Source organism: Mesorhizobium sp. LMG 17147, assembly GCF_024297145.1.
GTDB lineage: Bacteria > Pseudomonadota > Alphaproteobacteria > Rhizobiales > Rhizobiaceae > Mesorhizobium.
The window spans coordinates 17,986-36,618 of the sequence record NZ_JANCTC010000010.1; the positions used below are offsets into that span (position 1 = coordinate 17,986).

An 18,633-nucleotide genomic window follows, 5' to 3' on the forward strand; every position below is an offset into this window, starting at 1 on the left:
AAGTGCTCCCTGACGGAGATTGGAAGCATGGTTTCCCGATTCTACGACCGGACTTTTTTCCGTGTCATCTCAATGACGATCGCGCTCATCGGCCTTGTCGCCTTTTCGGCATCGGCGGCGCGGGCGCAGGAATACACGGCCCAGGAGATCGTCGATTCCGGTCATAAATTCTTCGGTGCGACATCGGGCGGGCTCGCCACCGTCGTCGAGAAGATTTTCGCCACCTATGGCCTGCCGAACGGCTATCTGCTCGGCGAGGAGGGGTCCGGGGCGCTGATCGGTGGCCTGACCTATGGCGAAGGCACGCTCTACACCAAGAATGCCGGCGATCACAAAGTGTTCTGGCAAGGCCCGTCGCTCGGCTGGGATTTCGGCGGCGAGGGCTCGCGCGTCATGATGCTGGTCTACAATCTGGACGATGTGAGCAGCCTCTATAACCGTTTTGGCGGCGTCGCCGGCTCCGCCTATGTCGTCGCCGGCGTCGGTTTCAACGTGCTGAAGAACAACAATGTGCTGCTCGTGCCGATCCGTACCGGCGTCGGCGCCCGTCTCGGCGTCAATCTCGGCTACCTCAAGCTCACCCAGCGCGCGACCTGGAATCCGTTCTGACCGGCATGACGGAGCGACGGCGATTGGGCCTGTGATCCAGCGGCCCGAGCTTTGCCGCGGCATACTCTTGCCGTGGCGCCGGATTTCCGTCATGCGAAGATGGGAAAGTCGACCTTTGGCGGTTGCCATGCACAACGGATAGTCATCTTGGTCCAGTCGATCCTGTTCTTTGTTCTCGGCTTTCTCTGCGCGGGCTTTCTGGCGCTGATGATTGCTCCGGCCGTGTGGCGGCGGGCGGTAGCGCTGACGCGCAAGCGCGTCGAGAGTTCAATGCCGTTGACGCTGGCCGAAATCCAGGCGGACAAGGATCGCATTCGCGCCGAGTTCGCGGTTTCGGTGCGCCGGCTTGAAATGACCGTCAAGTCATTGCGCGAGAAGGCCGCCGAACAGCTGGTCGAGATCGGCCGCGACCGCGAAGCCCTGAAGGAATTGGCGGCCGAGCGGCAGGACAAGAACCGGGTCGTCGCCGATCTTACAACCAGGGGCGAGGAGCTTCGCAAGCGCGATGAGCAGCTGCAGCAGCTGTCGGAGCGGCTTGCGGAGACCGAGCGCGCCCTCGAAAAGCGCGGGCTCGAACTGCGGAAACTGGAGCACATGTATGACGACGCCAGTTTCTTATCCAGCAGCCGGCAGATCGAGCTGGTGGCGCGCGAATCCGAGCTGCAGAAGCTGGCGAGCGACATTTCGCTGCTGCGCGGCCAGCGTAAGGAGGCGGACAGGCGCAGCCAGGAATTGGCAGCCGAAAGCAAGGCTTTGCGGGACGCGCTGAAGGCCGAGAAGAAAAGAACCGGCGACCTCGAAAAGAAAATCGAACGCCTGCTCGCCACGCTGGCCGATCGCGAGGACAGGCTGGAGCGCCGCGAGAAGGAACTGGTGCGCCTTCGCGAAAAGCCGAAAGGCGCTGAAAGGGCGCCTGCGGCGGGTCTTGCCGGCGTGCCAGGCAATCAGGTCAATGTGGCCGCCAACCGCGACATCGAAAAGACAACCGCCAAGCTCGACGCCGATCGCGAGCGGCTGGAGGCCAGGCTGACATCGCTGGCACGCGAGAACAGGCGGCTGAAGACAGATCTTGCTGCCGTTGAAACGTCGAAATCACGGGCCGGAGATGATGCCGGCAGAGCCGGCGCGGCATTGCGCGAAGAGATGAACGATCTGGCGGCGCAAGTCGTGGCCCTGACGGCAAAGCTCGACGGGCCGGATTCGCCGATCGCCCGGGCGCTTGCAGCGGCTGAGGATACGCGGCCGGGGAGCGGCGGACGCAGCCTTGCCGATCGGGTGCGGGCGCTGCAGAAGGCCGCTTCGACCGACTGAGATTCCGCAAGCGCGAGCGCGGCGGCTCTGAAGCGCGTCGCGTTCGACCGGCCTCATCGGACGTGCTTTAAGTTATCGCAAAACCGCCGCACGCTTTTGCGCAGCCTGCATCAGGCTCCGGAAAAATGATGCAGCGCGATGGCTGACGCGGCGGCGACGTTCAGGCTGTCGAAGCCTTGCGCCATACCGATCCGCAGCGTCTGCAGGCGGGCAAGCAGGCTTTCCGGCAGGCCTTCGCCCTCGGTGCCGAGATAGAGCGCCAGCCGCTCGTTTCTCTTGGCATCGCGAATGTCGATCTGCCCGCGCGGCGACAAGGCGAATTGGCTGAAGCCTTGCCGGTCGAGCATTGCGGTGCAGCCGGCGGTATCGGCAAAGCAGGCGAAGGGGACTTTCAAGGCAGCGCCGACCGAAACGCGGATTGCCTTGCGGTACAGCGGATCGCAGCAGGTCGGGTCGAGAAGCACGGCATCCGCGCCAAAGGCCGCGGCATTGCGGAAGATCGAGCCCATATTGTCATGATTGGCGATGCCGACCAGCACCACGATCAGCGCGCGGGCGGGCAGTGCGCCAAGCAAGGCCTCGGCGGAGATGGCCGCACCCTTGCGGCCGATCGCCAATATGCCGCGATGCATGTGGAATCCGGCGATCCTGTCGATGATTTCGCCGGATGCGACATAGATCGGAAGCCCGGCAGGCGCCTTGCGCAAGACGTCATCAAGGCCAGCCAGCCGGTTTTCGAGTACCAGCACCGATTCTGCCTCGAAGCGCCGGGCGGCGAGCAGCGTGTCAAGCACCACCTTGCCTTCGGCGACGAACCGGCCTTGCCGGCCGGCAAGATCTCGCTCCCGGATGTCGAGATAGGCTGCGACGCGGGGATCGTGCGGATCGTCTATGCGGATCGGATTCATGGCTTCCTCGGCGGACCATGGCGTTGGCCACGAATCGGGATTCGGCTTCGGAAGGCATGATGCCGGATCCGAAGCTCAGACCGTATCTCAGCGTCCAAATGGATGCACGCCGTTCTAACGGTCATCCAGTCACTGAGCGCCGGGCCAGGATGGAATCTGCCCGGGCTTTGGCGACGGGGAATATTGATTCCCGCGGCACGGCTCTTCGGCAAAGCCGCTTCAATGCAGAATTTCGATGGGGCGAGGGAACCGCACAGGGCCATGCCGCGTCATAGAAGCGGGCTCCTGCTGCGGTCCTGGGAGGACATCGATGATCAGGCTCCTCCTCGTATTTGCCGCCACGCTTGCCCTTGCATGCGGCGTGGCCCGCGCGGCCAGGCTCGATCCGGCCACCGTCAATCAGGCCCAATTCACTGTCGGCGAACCGAAGGGTGTCGATCCGATGCTGCTGAAGGCGCAGATCCTTCTGGATCGCGCCCGCTTCTCGCCGGGCCTGATCGACGGTCGCCTTTCCCAGAACTTCGCCAAGGCCGTCGCCGCGTTTCAGGCGGCAAACGGACTTCCGCCCGATGGCAAGCTCAGTCCACAGACCTGGAGCAAACTCATCGCAACCTCCGCCAAGCCGGTGCTGGCGACCTATGAGGTGATGCGCAAGGATGTGCGTGGACCGTTCACCCGGCGTATTCCCGCCCGCTTGGAGAGGATGGCCCGCTTGCGGCGGCTCGGCTACCGCAATGCGGTGGAGAGATTGGCCGAGCGCTTCCATGTCAGCGAACAATTGCTGAGAATGCTCAATCCGGGCACCAGCCTCAGGAAGCCCGGCAGGACCTTGGTGGTGCCGGATGTCGACAGGGGCGACCCTGCCGCCGGCGTCGCCACCATCGAGGTCGACAAGGGCGCTCGCCTGGTGCGTGTGCTCGACCGTGCCGGCAAATGGCTGGCGGTCTACCCCGCCTCGATTGGGAGCGAGGAGAAGCCGGCGCCAAGCGGCATGGCAGAGGTCAGGCGCGTGGTGCACAACCCTACCTATCACTACGATCCGGACTTCGCTTTCAAGGGGGTCAAGACCAAGCGGCCCTTTACCATCGCTGCCGGGCCGAACAATCCCGTGGGATCGGTCTGGATCGATCTCTCCATCGAAAGCTACGGCATCCACGGCACGCCCGAACCAGGCAAGATCGGCACGACCTTTTCGCATGGCTGCATCCGGTTGACCAATTGGGATGCCGAAGACCTTGCCTCCATGGTGCAGCCGGGCACCAAGGTCGAGTTCAAGGAGGAGATTGCGCAGGCCGCCGACGAGCGTGTTCAGTAGCAAGGCCGACTTGGCAGCAGGGCGGACTTGGCAGCAAAGCGGATTTGGCAGCAAAGCGGATTTGGCGGGGCGTTCTCCGCCCCGGCCGCTCAGGTCCCGGCGCGACGCAGCCGGTGAGCCATCTGCGACAGTTCACCTTCGCCAAAAATGCCGTCCAGCATATGCAGCAATTCGCGCACCGCCCCGGATTTGCAGGAATAATAGATCATTTGCCGATCGCGGCGGGTCTCGACAAGGTCGGAAGCCCTGAGCTTGGCCAGATGCTGTGACAGGGCGGATTGGCTGAGCGACACCTTCTCGGCTATGGCGCCGACCGACATCTCGCCCTCGGCCAGATAGCTCATGATCAACAAACGCTTTTCGTTGCCCATCAGCGTCAGAAACGCAGCCGCGGTTCCGGCGTTGGCGACTAGTTTGTTCGAGACCATAGATCCCCCATGCCTTCTTGCTCATCCGCCGCTATGGGGGCAATAGCGTCGGATTCCATAGACTTTCCCTATAGATGCACGCCAGCGATTCAGCGTCACTCGCAAAGGTAGAACATTTCGCTCAAATCTCAAGGCTTGCTTTCCATGCAAGCCGATTAACTGTGCGGCTGTGATTAATTTGCCGATCGGGCAGCCTTTGCCATGTCGACCAGGACAAGCCTGAGGTCGCGCGCCGCTCTCAGCGGCTCGGGGAAGAAAACCCGACAGACATTGTCGCCCGATACGAGATCCATCCCGTCCGCGTCGAACCCGGTGACGATCCAGCCGTCGCCCCCGGCTCCGCCGAAATGACTTGCGTAGAGGGCAATCGCATCGAGATGGTCGGCGTTCATATGGTCGAGTGCCGATTGCTCGCCGGCGGCAAGCTCTTCGACGATCGCTCCCGTCGCGACCAGATCGGTGCGGTCGAGCAGATAGGCCTTGCCGAAGCCTCCGTTCAGGCTGGCGCGCTCCGGTTCGAGCCGGAAGATCGAGAAGTCGCCGAGCCCGGCATAGAGTTTTGCCTTGGGGTTGCGGTTGAGGTAGCGCCGCTCGGCGCGGGCGTGTTCGTTCGATCCGCGTTCGAGCCGCACGGCGCGGCAGACGAGCGTCAGTCGCGGATGCGCCAGCGGATCGCCCTTGCCGGGTTCGCCGACGAGCAACGAGCAGCGCGGGTCGGCAAGGATAGCGCCGGTGTGGGCGGACAGCATCGAGACCGGGATCAATGGCGTGCCGTCGATGTCGGTGGCGACGCCGACGCGGCTGGCCAGCGGCGAACCGGTCCCTGGTTCGAGCACCGCCATCGCGCCGAAACGGGCGCTGCGGATCAGCGTCTTTGCCAACCTGATCGCCTCGGCGTCGGTTGCGCGGATCACATCTTTCCTGGGTTCGTCCAAAGCACCACCGTCGCTTTTATTTCGGCGCCATGCGGATGGCGCCATCGAGGCGAATGGTCTCGCCATTGAGCATCTGGTTCTCGACGATGTGCAAGACAAGTGCCGCGTATTCCGAAGGCTCGCCCAAACGGGAAGGGAAGGGTACTGCGGCGCCGAGCGAATCCTGCACCTCCTGCGGCATGCCGGCCATCATCGGCGTCCTGAAGATGCCAGGCGCGATGGTGCAGACGCGAATGCCAAAGCGGGCGAGATCGCGCGCCACCGGCAGCGTCATGCCGACGACGCCGGCTTTGGACGCGGAATAGGCCGCCTGGCCGATCTGGCCGTCATAGGCCGCGACCGATGCGGTGTTGACGATCACGCCGCGCTCGCCGCCCTGTAGCGGTTCGAGCCTCGCGGTCCGGTCGGCGACCAGGCGGATCATGTTGAAGGTGCCGATCAGATTGACCTCGATCACCTTGCGGTATTGATGGAGTGGGTGCGCTCCATCCTTGCCGATCGTCTTCAAGCCGATGGCGATGCCGGCGCAATTGACCAGAATGCGCGGCTCGCCGAGCGTCTCACCCACTCCCGCGACAGCAGCGGCACCGCTCTCCGCGTCGCTCACATCACATTGGACGGCGATGCCGCCGATGTCGGCCGCCACCTTGGCCGCCCGGTCAATGCCGAGATCGAGGACGGCAACCCTGGCGCCACGGACGGCAAGAGCGCGCGCCGTCGCCTCGCCAAGGCCAGAGCCGCCGCCGGTGACGATCGCAATCTGGCCGTTCGGGTTCATCTTGACGTTCGCCTCCCTGCCCAGACTAATGCTGCGAAGCCACCGTGCAACAACGCCGGAACGGTCACGCCATCGCGGCGATGTGCTCGGCAATCCTTGCCTGGTCGGCGTGGCAAACCTCGCCCACCAGCCTTGCCACCGCGCCCGGCATGATCTCGTGCGCCAAAAGCCGATCGGGATCGACCGGACGCGGCATCGAGATCTGCCCGCGCGGCAGCCTCTTGAAGCCGAGCGGGCCGTAATAGGGTTCGTCGCCGACCAGCATCACGGCAGGCGCGCCGGCCTTGGCGGCGGCTTCCAGCGCGATTGCCACCAGCTTGCGGCCAATGCCGAGATTTTTGAAGGCCGGCCGCACGGCGAGCGGCCCGAGCATCAGCGCGCGGCCGGCACCGGCGGCGATACGCGTCATCCGTACCGAGGCGACAACGATTGCGCCGTCGACGGCCACGAATGACAAAGCGCGTTCGTGCGAGCCAGCTTGGCGGATCTTGTAGGCGGCAAGCACGAAACGGCCCGGCCCGAAAGCCTCGTTGTTGATGGCTTCGATTTCAGGATCGTGCGCCGGAGTTTCCGGCAGGTATTTCACGTCGGCAAGGCTCATGGTCTTTGCGTTCCGGTATACGAGGAAAGGTTTGCTGCAAGCGGCAGCGTTCGCCAGTCAGCGCTTCATCAAGCGCGGGCGCTCTTTCGTCGTCGGTCGAACCGGATCACGGCAAAGTCAAACATGCGGATGTCCGCTACCACCAATTTTCAGCCGCCGCAATCGGCCGGCGCAGCCGACACGCACTCGACGCAGCCGTTGACGATCTGTTCAGCGTCGGGATTTCCGCGGGGCCGCTTGCTGCCCTACATCGGGTAGGAACGCGAAAGGATATTTCATGGGATTGCTAGTCGAAGGCCAATGGCAGGACCGCTGGTACGATACCGGGGAGAGCGGCGGGAAATTCGTGCGCGCGCAGTCACAGTGGCGCGACTGGGTGACCCGCGACGGCGCGCCGGCCGAAGGGCGAAAACGCGGCTTCAAGGCCGAGCCCGGCCGCTATCACCTCTATGTCTCGCTCGCCTGCCCGTGGGCGCATCGGACGCTGATCTTTCGCGTGCTCAAGAAACTCGAGGACGTGATTTCCATCTCGGTCGTTCATCATTTCATGGGCGCCGACGGCTGGACGTTCCTGGCCGAGGACGGCGCCACCGGCGACACGCTCTACGGCCTCGATTTCCTTCACCAGATCTACACCAGGGCCGATCCCGGCTATTCGGGCCGGGTCACCGTTCCCGTGCTGTGGGACAAACGCGAGCAGACCATCGTTTCGAACGAATCCTCCGAGATTATCCGCATGCTCAATTCGGCGTTCGACGAATGGGGCGATGCCAAGCTCGATTTCTATCCGCAACCGTTGCGCGGCGAGATCGATGCGGTCAATGCGCTGGTCTATCCCGCGGTCAACAATGGCGTTTACCGTGCCGGCTTCGCCACCACGCAGGCAGCCTACGAGGAGGCGTTCGGCGAATTGTTCTCGGCGCTCGACACGCTGGAGGACCGCCTGTCAAAGCAGCGCTATCTCGTTGGCGACCGCATCACAGAGGCGGACTGGCGGCTGTTCACGACACTGGTCCGCTTCGACCCGGTCTATGTCGGCCATTTCAAGTGCAATCTGCGCCGCATCGCCGACTATCCGAACCTGTCGAATTATCTGCGCGACCTCTACCAGGTGCCAGGCGTCGCCGGCACGGTGAATTTGCACCACATCAAGGCGCATTATTACGGCAGCCACGAGACGATCAACCCGACGCGCATCGTGCCGGTCGGGCCAGAGCTCGACTATGGCGCGCCGCATGACCGCGACAGGTTCAGGAAGGCGGCTTGATTTTACCAGTAAGGCGATACCGCCGCGCCATCAAAAACCTCGGCAATCCGTCGCAAAGTTGCCGGAGTCGTTCCCTGAGGCAAGCGGTCGAGCGGAAAGAAGCCGGCCTCAGCGATCTCGCGGTCGGGCAGTTTGGGTGCTTTCTGGTTGAACTCCTCGACCAGATATAGGCCGACATGATCGCGGCGGCTGGCGCGGCGGTTGAAATGCAGCGATTTCAGCACCGGGGGTCCGGTCAGCGCGATGTTGCCTTCCTCGGACAGTTCCCGCGCCAGCGCCTCGATCATGGTCTCGCCCGGCTCGACGCCGCCGCCCGGAAGATGCCAGCCCGGAACATAGGTGTGGCGGATGAGGAAGACCGAATTGGAGGCTCGGTCGTGGATCAAGCCGCGCACGCCGAGCGTCATCGGCCGCCGCAGCACGAAATACAGGTGAAACAGCCTTGCCCTGAGGCCCCGCCATCCGGTCTGGCGCAGCGCTTGCTCCGGATCCGGCGTCGTCATCGTCCGCGAAACCGTGAGTGGAAAGCGGCGCGCGCCTCGCCTATGAAGAAAAGATGTTCAGGCTCGCGCATATTTCCGATGTCCATCTGGGGCCGCTCCCCGATGTAACCTATCGCGATCTCGCCTCCAAGCGCGTGGTCGGCTACGTCAATTGGCAACGCAACCGCCGCCGCCACATGCACGACGCCGTCATCGACACGATCGTCGCCGACATGAAGGCCAGCGGGCCGGACCATCTCGCCATCACGGGCGACCTGGTCAATCTGGCGCTCGACGGTGAGCTCGAGATGGCCAAGCACTGGCTGGAGACGCTGGGCTCGCCCAACGACGTGTCGGTCGTGCCGGGAAACCATGACGCCTATGTGCCGGGCGCCTTCGACAAGACCTGCCGGTCGTGGGCGGCGTGGATGACCGGCGACGGCGTCAATACGCCGGTCGACCGCAACACCTTTCCGTATCTGCGCGTACGCGGCGATGTTGCACTGATCGGCGTCTCCACGGCGCGCGCCACGGCTCCGTTCATGGCCAACGGCTTCTTTCTGGAAGGCCAGGCGGAACGGCTGCGCGGCATGCTCGACGCCACAGGCAAGCGCGGCCTGTTCCGGGTGATCATGATCCACCACCCGCCGATGCGCGGCGCCGTTTCGCAGAACAAGCGGCTGTTCGGCATCTCGCGCTTCCACAGGGTGCTTCACCGGCACGGCGCCGAGCTTGTGCTGCATGGCCATTCGCATGTGCCGTCGCTGTTCTTCATCGGCGCCCGCAAGACAAAAATCCCGGTGGTCGGCGTCGCCGCCGCCGGGCAGGCCCCCGGCAGTTCGCATGCGCCGGCGCAATACAATCTGCTCGACATCGACGGTGAAAAGGACAATTGGCGGATCAGGCTGACGCGCCGCGGCCTGACCGGGCCGGCATTGCCGCCCAGCGACCTGCAGACGCTGGAACTTGGCGTCGAGGCCGAGGCGTCGATGGCCAGAGCAATTCCAGGAAAAGTGTGAAGCGGTTTTTTGGAATTGCGTCAAAACAAAGAGATAGAGCCGTTCAGCGTTTCCGTGAAACGCTGAACCGCTTCAGAAGCTGATTTTCATCGCGACGATGCGGTCCCAGAACAGTACGAGCGAAATCGCCAGGCCGACCAGGGCGCCGGCGGCGATCAGGCCGAGGCCGGAAAAGAACGCCGACCAGCCGTTGCTGCGCGCGGCGATCTGCAGCGGCGGCTCGGCCTCCGCCACCAGGGCGCGTTTGAGGCCGGCGACGGCTTGCTCGATGCCGCCTTCCATCATTCTCTGGCGTTCGACAACGCGCTCGGCGACATAGCGCGTCACCTGGTCGGCAACGACCTTCATGTCGGTCGATTCGGCGAGGACGACGCGGCCGATGCGCGTGTCCTTGAGAAAGCGGTAGGTGCGGCGGTCGCGTCCCATGGCGACATGGCTGACGGCGTCGATCCACAGCCGTGGCTGCAGGCCGGACGAGACGGCGAAGTCGAAACTGTCCATGTCGGTGGGCACGTCGCCGAAGACCGGTGCGAGTTCGGCGGCAAGCAGATCGAGCCGCATGCGATGCGCTTCGCGCATGTCGACGACGACATCGTCGCGGTCGGCGAAGGCGTTCTTGACGTCGCGAATGGCATCGGACAGTTTTCGCGACTGATCGATCTGGGTGATGTTCTCGCCTGCGTCCTTCATCGGCGTTGCCTCGCGGGTTTGGTTAACACCGAATTAACACAGCCGCCGGCAAAATGCACTTGCCAGATCGACGGGCCGGCAAGGGTTCGGTGGAAGGAGCACCTGCGCCGCGGCCGTCCCGCGCGAGGGCGGATCAGCTCGCCGCCGCAGCCAATTCTGGACGAAGCCGCCTGCTGCGGCGCCGCATGTTGCGACGGACAGCCTCGACGACCAGGCCGGGCGCTTCCTCGACCAGCATATGGCCGGCTTCCAGCACGTGGTGCAGATGAAAATGCTTTGGCAGGCCGTCCGCCTGGCTGACTGGCAGCATCGCGTCGTCGGTTCCCCAAACCACCATGATTGGCATATTCAGCGTTTCAAGCCGCTCGCTTGGGATGACGCCTTGCCGATCATCCCTGGTCATGGCGGCTGCGAGCTCGACAAGTGTCCGTAGCTGACCGGGACGCTGCCGCATCTCGTTGACGAGATCGACCCTATGCTGCGAAGGCCGGCTTTGTGGTCCCGACATGTCGGCAAGACAGGCGCGGATTTCATCCGTGCCGGCAGCGGCGGCGTAACGACGCAGCAGCGGACCATTGATCTCAGGACCGAAACCGCCCGGCGCCAGCAGCGTCAGCGAGGCTATTTTTTCCGGCTCGTTCAATGCCATCAGGGCGGCCACGGCGCCGCCCATCGAATGGCCGACGAGATGGGCCCGCTTAATCCCGCGAGCGGAAAAATCCGTAAGGACGGCACTGGCTGCAATCCCGGCCGGACCGCCGCCCGGAAAATCGAGTGACAGCCCATGCCCCGGCAGATCATAGGCCAACGTCCGCGCGCCGAGTGCCAGGGACGCGGCCACCTCGCGCCAGTCGTCGTGGCAGCCACCGAAACCATGCAGCAAGGCGATGGTTGTCGGGCCGGTGCCCCGTTCGGCGGCGTACAGGGATGGGGTCATGCAAACTTTATGGCTTGGTGCCGGGATCAGTCAGGATGCCGGGGGCGGTCCTATGCGGATCAGTCTTTGTGGGAGGTCAGACTTATGCGGAGATCAGTCTTATGCGGGATCAGATTGGCCAGTTCAAATTGTGTCTGAATTGCGCTTTGGCCGTCCGGATGGCCAGTAAAATCTTCGCGATCACCTGACGTCGTGCACGCGCCGGGCGACGTCAGCTGGCGCCGCCAAGCCCGGCGGCGCGCAGGGCTTCCACCAGCCGGTTGGTCAGATCGGCGGGATATCTTCGTTCGACGAAAGTTGCGCGCGGATCGGCTGCGAATTTCGGGAATTTGGTGGTCAGTTCCTGCAGCAGCCTGCTCGCCAGTTTCTCGCGGCCGGCAGCCTTGGCACCGATCAGCCGCGCGGCCAGATAATGCGATTTCATTTCCGTCGTTCGCAAGCCGTCGCCGGCAAGCGTCGCCTTGTTCATGTCGCCCATCATGAACTCTCCGGCGAACAGCCCGTAATCCCACCATGTCGGATGGGCGCTGGCGATGTCCACCGCGTGAGCGATGATCGGGGTGCCCTCGCTGTACCTGCCGGCGAAAACCAGCCCGTAGCCATAGGCGGCGGCCATTGCGAGATCATAGGGATTGAGCTCATAGGCCTTGCGCATCCAGCGGATCGATTCCGCGGAATCGCCCATGCGCGAGTTGAGATAACCAAGGGCGCGGTGCGCGTAGGGGCTGGTCGGGCCCATCTGGATGGCGCGATGGGCAAACGTCATCGCTTTGTCGATCGTCGCGTCGGCTGGGTAGGGATAGTGGTCGGTGACCGCTTCAAGATGCAAGGACGCGAGTTCCGAATAGACGAGGGACGACTTCGCCTTCCCGTTGGCAAGATCTTCGAGGCAGCGGTAGGCGGCTTCGTGCGTCTGGGCGTTCTGGTCGAGATAATATTTGCCGTTGAGCACCAGACACGCCGTCAGCCCGGTCTGGATGCCGCTCTGCTCGATGTAGTTGTAGATCGTGCCCGAGGCGGGAAGAGCCGAGCTCAAAATGCCGGAGATCTGGTCCTCGATGGCGGTGTTCGCGCTGTCGCCGGCGGTCAGGTTGCGTGACAGCAGCACGCGGCCGGTCGCCACGCTTTGCAGCTCGAGCATGATGTCGCCGCTGCGCGGCCCGGGCAGGACATCGAATACGAAGCTGGCGGCGTCGGTAACTGGATCGGGCGGGTTGTCGGCATCACGGCCGATGAAATTGATGGTGTCGAAGCCGCTAAGGCCGGCGCGCAGCGATGCGGCGACACGACGAGCCACGTCGCTGTCAGCCTTGATGGCGATGTAGACCTGGGGAAGGTTTTCAACCGGAGGCGCTGCAATGCTGGCGGTCGCCACCGCGGTCTCGACCGCCGTGTCGCCGCCGGTCAGCAATACCACGCTGCCCTGGCGAAGGATCAGCACACCCAGCATGAGGATGACCAGTGCGATCGCCAGCCAGAAGAACTGCAAATGCCGCTGCAGCGAAGGTGCAGCAGGGGCGACGGCTGGAACGCTCAGCAATGCAGCCGGATGTGCCCGGTTGCGGGCATCTTCCGGCGATCCGGGCGGGGCGTTTGTCGCCTCCTCTGTCGCCGGCTGCGGCTTGCTCTTTGCCTCCACCTCCGCCGGCAAGCGAATGGCATTGAGTTCGTAGGATGGAACATAGCCGCCGCGTGGAATGGCGATGCGGACCGGTTCGGCAACGCCCTCATTGGCGAAATACTGCTGCAGAAGCTCGCGCAGCCTGCCGGCCTGCACCCGCACCACCGCATCGGTCGACGGATCGAAATCGCCGTCCTTGCCGAAGACGTCCATCGCTATGGAGAAGCCCTTGAGCCGGTCGGCTTCGCCTGCCTGCTCGCGCTCGACGAGATAGCGGAGCAGCTTGCGCGCGCGCTCGGATCGTCCGAACGTTTCGCTGGCAAGCAATCGCTCCAGCGTTTCGCGCACTGCGGGGGCGGCAGGCGTGGTATGCTGCAAGTGTCGATCCCTTCGAATTCGGCACAGGTTGAGGTACAATCATATAGCGCTGGCGGCGCCTTACAAGCGTGTGCTTATGGTGCGATAGCGTACCCACCGGATAAAAGTCCGGTGGGCCGATGGCGCGAGTCTGGCAGTCTCGGCTAGCCGAGCTTTCGGCCGACGATGCGGTTGGCGGCCGAAACCACGGCTTCGAGCGAGGCGGCGACGATGTTGGTGTTGATGCCGGCGCCGAACAGCTTGCCGCCCGGATATTCCATCTCGACATAGGAAATGGCCGAGGCATTCGAGCCGCGCTGCATGGAATGCTCGGAATAATCCAGCACCGACATCGGCACCCCGACGTGGCGCGACAGCGCATCGACGAAGCCGTCGATCGGGCCGGTGCCGGTGCCTGATATGGTCACCTCCTTGCCTTTGTCGAGGATCACCGCCTCGACCACGCGCCGGCCCTTGACCTCGGTGTCGGGGTAGGTGTGGTGGTCGAGGAACTTCAGCCGCGCGCCGGGCTGGTCGACATAGGTGTCGAGAAAGCGCTCGTAGATGCGCCTGGCCGGCACTTCCTTGCCTTCGGCGTCGGTGATCGCCTGGATGGCCTGGCTGAACTCGATCTGCAGGTTGCGCGGCAGGTTGAGGCCGTAATCCGCATGCAGCACATAGGCGATGCCGCCCTTGCCGGACTGCGAGTTGATGCGGATGATGGCTTCATAGCTGCGGCCGACATCGGCCGGGTCGATCGGCAGGTAGGGCACCTCCCAGTGCGGCGTGTTGGCCTTGCGCAGCGCCTTCATGCCCTTGTTGATGGCGTCCTGGTGCGAACCGGAAAAAGCGGTGTAGACGAGCTCGCCGACATAGGGATGGCGCTCGGGGATCTTCAGCTGGTTGGAGTATTCGTAGACGTCCTTCATGCGGTTGATGTCGGAGCAGTCGAGCTTGGGATCGACGCCTTGCGTGTACATGTTGAGCGCCAGCGTGACGATGTCGACATTGCCGGTGCGCTCGCCATTGCCGAACAGCGTGCCTTCGACGCGGTCGGCGCCCGCCATCAGGCCGAGTTCGGTGGTGGCGATGCCGGTGCCGCGGTCATTGTGCGGGTGCAGCGAGATCAACAGGTTCTCGCGATTGTCGAGATTGCGGCACATCCATTCGATGCGGTCGGCATAGATGTTGGGCGTCGACATCTCAACCGTGGAGGGCAGGTTGATGATCAGCTTGTTTTCCGCCGTCGGCCTGACGATCTCGGTGACCGCGTTGCAGATCTCCAGCGCCACTTCGAGCTCGGTGCCGGTAAAGCTCTCCGGCGAGTATTCGAAACGGTAGCCGCCGCCGGCCTTCGCCGCCATGTCGGTGATCATCTTGGCCGCATCGGTGGCGATCCGCTTGATGCCGGCGACGTCCTTCTCGAAGACGACGCGGCGCTGCAGCTCGCTGGTCGAGTTGTAGAAATGGACGATCGGTTTGGTGGCGCCCTTCAGCGCCTCGAAAGTGCGGGTGATCAGTTCCGGCCGGCACTGTACCAGCACCTGCAGCGAGACGTCGGCGGGCACGTTGCCTTGTTCGATGCACCAGCGGGCGAAATCGAAGTCGGTCTGCGAGGCCGACGGGAAGCCGATCTCGATCTCCTTGAAGCCCATGTCGAGCAGCAGGGCGAACATGCGCGCCTTGCGTTCCTGGCCCATCGGATCGATCAGCGCCTGGTTGCCGTCGCGCAGGTCGACCGAGCACCAGATCGGCGCCTTGTCGATCACTTTCGAAGGCCAGGTGCGATCGGCAAGGCCGACGGTCGGATAGGGTTGGTATTTGCGGGCAGCGTCCGGCATGCCCTTCGCGGGCTTGGTGGTTTCCCCTACGTTCAGACGGATATCTTCTCGTGCGTTCATCGTCTTTTCTCCCGGCGGCTCGCGGATCCAGCTTCAGGCGGATTGGTGGCGAGCGGCGCCTTTACCAGAATTTCGTTCGCTTGATGGGACGTGCCAATTTCTAGACTGGCCAAGGAGCGTGCGCGTGAGCGGCGAGTTCGACCGCCGGGCGCTCCTTCAGCGAACCCGGCGATCGCCGATAAGGCCGAGAAGCAGCAGGGTCGAGGCAAGCGCGCGAACGGTCTGGCCGGCAATGCCGGTCGGACGGGACGCAAAAGAGGTGGCGCGCGGGCTCATGGCGGTTTTCATACAGGAGCAGGCAAAGCGAGGCAAGTGGGAGCCTCGCTGTCGGCTTGGGGCTGTTCGATGCCAGGGAAATCAATCAAGAGGATGACCGATGCGGCGCTGCCCTTCACGCAGGGCGGCGCAAACCTGTCGCGATTGTCCGGGGTAGCCACATTTTGTTCTTGCTTTGTGCCGGCAGCTATGCTACTAATCTGGGCATGGTGCTAATTGGCTCCAACGACCCGCATCCCGAGGCGGGTTTTTTATTTTCGGCGTCATGCTTCTAGGACTACCCTATCGTACCATCCGGCCGCTCCTTCCAGAGCACCGGAATCCGGTCCAGGAGGAAAGACATGGACACGCCCGATCCCATCCGCCGCTTTGTCGAAGCCACCAATGCCGGCGACACCGAAGCCTTCCTGGACAGTTTCACGCCGGATGCCTTTCTGAGCGACTGGGGCCGGTCGTTCCGGGGCCGCGAGCAGATTGCGCGCTGGAACCAGTCGGACAATATCGGCGTGCAGTCCAGGTTCAGCATCCTCGGCATCGCAGCAGCGGACGGCACCTGCCGCGTTCGCATCGCCGTCGAAGGCAACGGTTTCAACGGCGAGGGCGATATGGTCTTCACGCTGGACGGCGAGCGTATATCGAGCCTGGTGATCAGCTGACGCAGCCCAGCTGGTCTTTACTCCCGCAGGCTTCTCGCCACCAGCCGCGCCACGCTTGGGCCGACCAGAAGCACGATCAGGAAGCGTGCCGATTGCAGCGCCATGACGAAGGATATGTCGACATGCTGCGCGGCGGCGGCGATGATGGCGACGCTGTCCATGCCGCCCGGGCTGGTTGCCAGATAGGCGGTCAGCGGATCGATGCCGAGCAGGCGGCTGATCAGGAAGGCGAGGCCGCCGCAAAAGCCGATCAGGGCAATGATCGAGCCGACGATCTGCGGCAGCGCGCGGGCCGCGTGGCGCAAAATGGCCCTGGTGAAATTCAGGCCGATGCTCCAGCCGATCGTCGTATAGCTCAAGGCAAGCAGCCAGGGCGGCAACTGCATGGTCACGCCGAGCCCAAGATGGATCACGGTGCCGAAAATGAAGGTGCCGAGGAAGAACGGCGACGGCAGCCGGAAAAGCTTTCCCGCGAGGCCGCCAACCAGCGCCACCCCGAAAGTCGCGGCCAAGCCTTGCGGGTCGACCGGTGGGAACCAGACGATGGCCGGCACCTCGATGCCCGAGGTGTCGACCCAGAGCTTGGCCACCAGGGCTGCCGTCATCGAGACGCAGATGACGCGCAGATAAAGCATGAAGGCGACGAGGCGCTGGTCGGCGCCGAAGGCACCGGCCATCAGCACCATGGCGGTGGCGGCGCCCGGCGACGAGCCCCAGACCGCGGTGGTGCCGGGCAGGATGCGCCAGCGGCTGATCAGCCAGCCGAGCAGGCTGGATGCCGCGACCGTCGCCATCACGACGCCAAGGAACAGCGGCCATTCCTTGTAGAAGACGGGAAAGATATCGGCCGAGATGGAACTGGCGACCAGGCAGCCGACGACCGCCTGGGCTGAGCCGAACAGAACCCGCGGCACGCGCACCGTGGCGCCGTTGGTGCCGGCGACGATGGCCGCCAGCATCGGTCCGATCAAGAGCGCGGCCGGCAGGACGGCGAGTTCCAGCGCGCCGGCAAACAGTACCGAGACCACCACCAGGACCGGCCACTGCCACGCCTTGTGGATCCGCGCCAGGTGCTCGATGGCCGGCGGGTTCGGGGAAGAATCCATAGATGGGCTCTTAGACCGGCCGCAAAAAAATGCGAACCCTTTTTGCGGGGTTGGCCTTGGGTGACGACTGCATTACGGCTTCTGTGGCGATCCTTCGCCCCCCTCTGTCCTGCCGGACATCTCCCCCACGAGGGGGGAGATCGGCTGTTCCAGGGCCCCGCTCATTCCTGTGGCGTTTGGCGACTGGCGAAAGCCGAGGACAATCTCCCCCTCAAGGGGAGATGGCCGGCAGGCCAAAGGGGGGGCGCTGTCCCCGCCGCCTCTCCCTCTATTCCGCCTTGACTGGCAAGCCGAACCCGCCAACAGGATGCGTCTCCACCTGGAACTCGAACCCGGCGATGATCGGCCGTGCCTTGGCGATTGCCGCCTGGATTTCGGGCAGCTGCAGCGAAGCCTTGTGGCTTTCGGCGTCGGTCCACACTTCGGTCACCCAGATCGCGTCGGCATCGGCCGGGTCGGTGGCGATGATGTAGTTCAGGCAGCCGGGCATGGCGCCGGTGCTGGCGAGCAGGATATCCATCATTGCGTCACGCTGGCCGCGCATCGTCCGCATCTTGCCGATCAGTCCGTACATTCGCTTTGCTCCGTTGAGATGACGCAACCAGGAGTATGCAGTTCGCCGTCTACGGCATCAACTGCCCGCCATTGACCTCGATCACCTGGCCGATGATGTAGCCGCTCAACAGATCGGAGGAGAGGAACAGATAGGCGCCGACGCAGTCCTCGGCCGTGCCGGCGCGGCCCTGCGGGATGGTGGCGATCATGCCTTTCATCTGGTCGTCGGTCGAGTAGCGCTCGTGGAAAGGGGTGGCGATGGTGCCGGGCGCGACCGCGTTGACGCGGATGTTGAAGCCGATCAGCTCCTTGGCCATGCCGCGCGTGACGTTGGAGACGAAGGCTTTGGCCGAGCCGTAAAGGCCGGCGCCGCCACCGGCGCCGTTGCGCGCGGCGATCGAGGAGGTGTTGACGATAAAGCCGCCCTGCCGCTTCAGCCATGGGATCGCTTTGCGGGAAGCCGTCAGCACCGAGCGGGCGTTGAGGTCCATCACCGCGTCGTAATGCGCCTCGGTCTGCTCGGCATAGGGCACGCGGCCGAGCATGCCGCCGGCATTGTTGACGAGGCCGTCGAGCCGGCCGAAATGTTGCGCACTGTCCTCGACGACGCGCTCGACATCGGCGGGGATCGAGAAATCGCCCTGGGCGAGGAACACGTCGCCGCCGCTGTTGCGAATGGTCGCGGCCAGGTTTTCGGCAGCCGTACGGCTCGAATTGTAATGCAGCGCGACGCGGCATTTCTGCGCGGCGTAGGCAAGTGCAAGCGCCGCGCCGATGCCGGTCGAGGCGCCGGTGACCAGCACCGCCTTTCCGGCAAGGTCGGGGATGACCAGAGAGGGGCTGACAAGGGTGGTGGTGGCTGGCACGTCTATTCCTCCGGG

The 18,633-nt window shown here is 64.0% G+C and carries 19 protein-coding genes; 6 read left to right on the plus strand and 13 right to left on the minus strand.

Annotated features, from left to right (window positions below; genetic code table 11):
- Positions 1-27 precede the first annotated feature (27 nt).
- Positions 28-609 carry a DUF1134 domain-containing protein gene (locus NMG46_RS18910; protein WP_023679557.1) on the plus strand — a complete coding sequence of 194 codons (582 nt, stop codon included), beginning with the start codon at positions 28-30 and terminating at the stop codon, positions 607-609.
- 147 nt (positions 610-756) lie between these two features.
- On the plus strand, positions 757-1,920 hold the full coding sequence (locus tag NMG46_RS18915; protein ID WP_254819121.1) for a hypothetical protein: 1,164 nt from the start codon (positions 757-759) through the stop codon (positions 1,918-1,920).
- Between the two features lie 110 nt (positions 1,921-2,030).
- On the opposite strand, the gene NMG46_RS18920 is transcribed toward NMG46_RS18915, so the two are convergent.
- Positions 2,031-2,828, minus strand: a complete 798-nt coding sequence (locus tag NMG46_RS18920) for an RNA methyltransferase (protein WP_254819122.1) — start codon at positions 2,826-2,828, stop codon at positions 2,031-2,033.
- Positions 2,829-3,138: 310 nt separating this feature from the next.
- On the opposite strand from NMG46_RS18920, the gene NMG46_RS18925 reads away from it, so the two are divergent.
- A complete protein-coding gene (locus NMG46_RS18925) occupies positions 3,139-4,143 on the plus strand; it encodes a L,D-transpeptidase (RefSeq protein ID WP_254819123.1) in 1,005 nt (334 codons plus the stop codon).
- Between the two features lie 89 nt (positions 4,144-4,232).
- Here the strand turns inward: NMG46_RS18925 and NMG46_RS18930 are convergent, their stop codons facing one another.
- The 4 genes from NMG46_RS18930 to NMG46_RS18945 form a co-directional block, all read right to left on the minus strand.
- Positions 4,233-4,571, minus strand: a complete 339-nt coding sequence (locus tag NMG46_RS18930) for a helix-turn-helix transcriptional regulator (RefSeq protein WP_254819124.1) — start codon at positions 4,569-4,571, stop codon at positions 4,233-4,235.
- Positions 4,572-4,744: 173 nt separating this feature from the next.
- Positions 4,745-5,551, minus strand: coding sequence for a HugZ family protein (locus NMG46_RS18935; RefSeq protein WP_254819125.1), 807 nt, complete (start codon positions 5,549-5,551; stop codon positions 4,745-4,747).
- Positions 5,523-6,284: a 3-hydroxyacyl-CoA dehydrogenase gene (locus NMG46_RS18940; protein ID WP_254819126.1), complete on the minus strand. Its 762-nt coding sequence runs from the start codon at positions 6,282-6,284 to the stop codon at positions 5,523-5,525. Before NMG46_RS18940 ends, NMG46_RS18935 begins: the two co-directional genes overlap by 29 nt.
- A 64-nt stretch (positions 6,285-6,348) precedes the next feature.
- Positions 6,349-6,885 (minus strand): GNAT family N-acetyltransferase, encoded by a 537-nt coding sequence (locus tag NMG46_RS18945; protein WP_254819127.1) that lies wholly within the window; start codon positions 6,883-6,885, stop codon positions 6,349-6,351.
- A 277-nt stretch (positions 6,886-7,162) separates the two neighbouring features.
- Between NMG46_RS18945 and NMG46_RS18950 the strand changes: the two genes are divergently transcribed.
- Positions 7,163-8,152, plus strand: a complete 990-nt coding sequence (locus NMG46_RS18950; protein ID WP_254819128.1) for a glutathione S-transferase family protein — start codon at positions 7,163-7,165, stop codon at positions 8,150-8,152.
- 2 nt (positions 8,153-8,154) lie between these two features.
- On the opposite strand, the gene NMG46_RS18955 is transcribed toward NMG46_RS18950, so the two are convergent.
- Positions 8,155-8,655 (minus strand): NUDIX domain-containing protein, encoded by a 501-nt coding sequence (locus tag NMG46_RS18955; protein ID WP_254819129.1) that lies wholly within the window; start codon positions 8,653-8,655, stop codon positions 8,155-8,157.
- A 53-nt stretch (positions 8,656-8,708) separates the two neighbouring features.
- Between NMG46_RS18955 and NMG46_RS18960 the strand changes: the two genes are divergently transcribed.
- Positions 8,709-9,653, plus strand: coding sequence for a metallophosphoesterase (locus NMG46_RS18960; protein WP_254819270.1), 945 nt, complete (start codon positions 8,709-8,711; stop codon positions 9,651-9,653).
- A 72-nt stretch (positions 9,654-9,725) separates the two neighbouring features.
- On the opposite strand, the gene NMG46_RS18965 is transcribed toward NMG46_RS18960, so the two are convergent.
- The 4 genes from NMG46_RS18965 to leuA form a co-directional block, all read right to left on the minus strand.
- Positions 9,726-10,343, minus strand: coding sequence for a hypothetical protein (locus NMG46_RS18965; protein WP_254819130.1), 618 nt, complete (start codon positions 10,341-10,343; stop codon positions 9,726-9,728).
- A 133-nt stretch (positions 10,344-10,476) separates the two neighbouring features.
- Entirely contained in the window at positions 10,477-11,280 is an 804-nt protein-coding gene (locus NMG46_RS18970) for an alpha/beta fold hydrolase (protein WP_254819131.1), read from the minus strand.
- A gap of 211 nt (positions 11,281-11,491) precedes the next feature.
- Entirely contained in the window at positions 11,492-13,279 is a 1,788-nt protein-coding gene (locus NMG46_RS18975; protein WP_254819132.1) for a M48 family metallopeptidase, read from the minus strand.
- A gap of 143 nt (positions 13,280-13,422) precedes the next feature.
- The gene (leuA, locus tag NMG46_RS18980) at positions 13,423-15,159 is read right to left on the minus strand and encodes a 2-isopropylmalate synthase (RefSeq protein WP_254819133.1); all 1,737 of its coding nucleotides are present in this window, start codon (positions 15,157-15,159) and stop codon (positions 13,423-13,425) included.
- A gap of 617 nt (positions 15,160-15,776) precedes the next feature.
- On the opposite strand from leuA, the gene NMG46_RS18985 reads away from it, so the two are divergent.
- A complete protein-coding gene (locus tag NMG46_RS18985; protein ID WP_254819134.1) occupies positions 15,777-16,091 on the plus strand; it encodes a nuclear transport factor 2 family protein in 315 nt (104 codons plus the stop codon).
- Between the two features lie 17 nt (positions 16,092-16,108).
- Here the strand turns inward: NMG46_RS18985 and NMG46_RS18990 are convergent, their stop codons facing one another.
- The 3 genes from NMG46_RS18990 to NMG46_RS19000 all read right to left on the minus strand — a co-directional run bounded on the left by NMG46_RS18990 (position 16,109) and on the right by NMG46_RS19000 (position 18,618).
- Positions 16,109-17,197 (minus strand): AbrB family transcriptional regulator, encoded by a 1,089-nt coding sequence (locus NMG46_RS18990; RefSeq protein WP_254819135.1) that lies wholly within the window; start codon positions 17,195-17,197, stop codon positions 16,109-16,111.
- Positions 17,198-17,465: 268 nt separating this feature from the next.
- Positions 17,466-17,771, minus strand: a complete 306-nt coding sequence (locus NMG46_RS18995; RefSeq protein ID WP_254819136.1) for a putative quinol monooxygenase — start codon at positions 17,769-17,771, stop codon at positions 17,466-17,468.
- Positions 17,772-17,820: 49 nt separating this feature from the next.
- The gene (locus NMG46_RS19000; RefSeq protein ID WP_254819137.1) at positions 17,821-18,618 is read right to left on the minus strand and encodes an SDR family oxidoreductase; all 798 of its coding nucleotides are present in this window, start codon (positions 18,616-18,618) and stop codon (positions 17,821-17,823) included.
- Positions 18,619-18,633 lie beyond the last annotated feature (15 nt).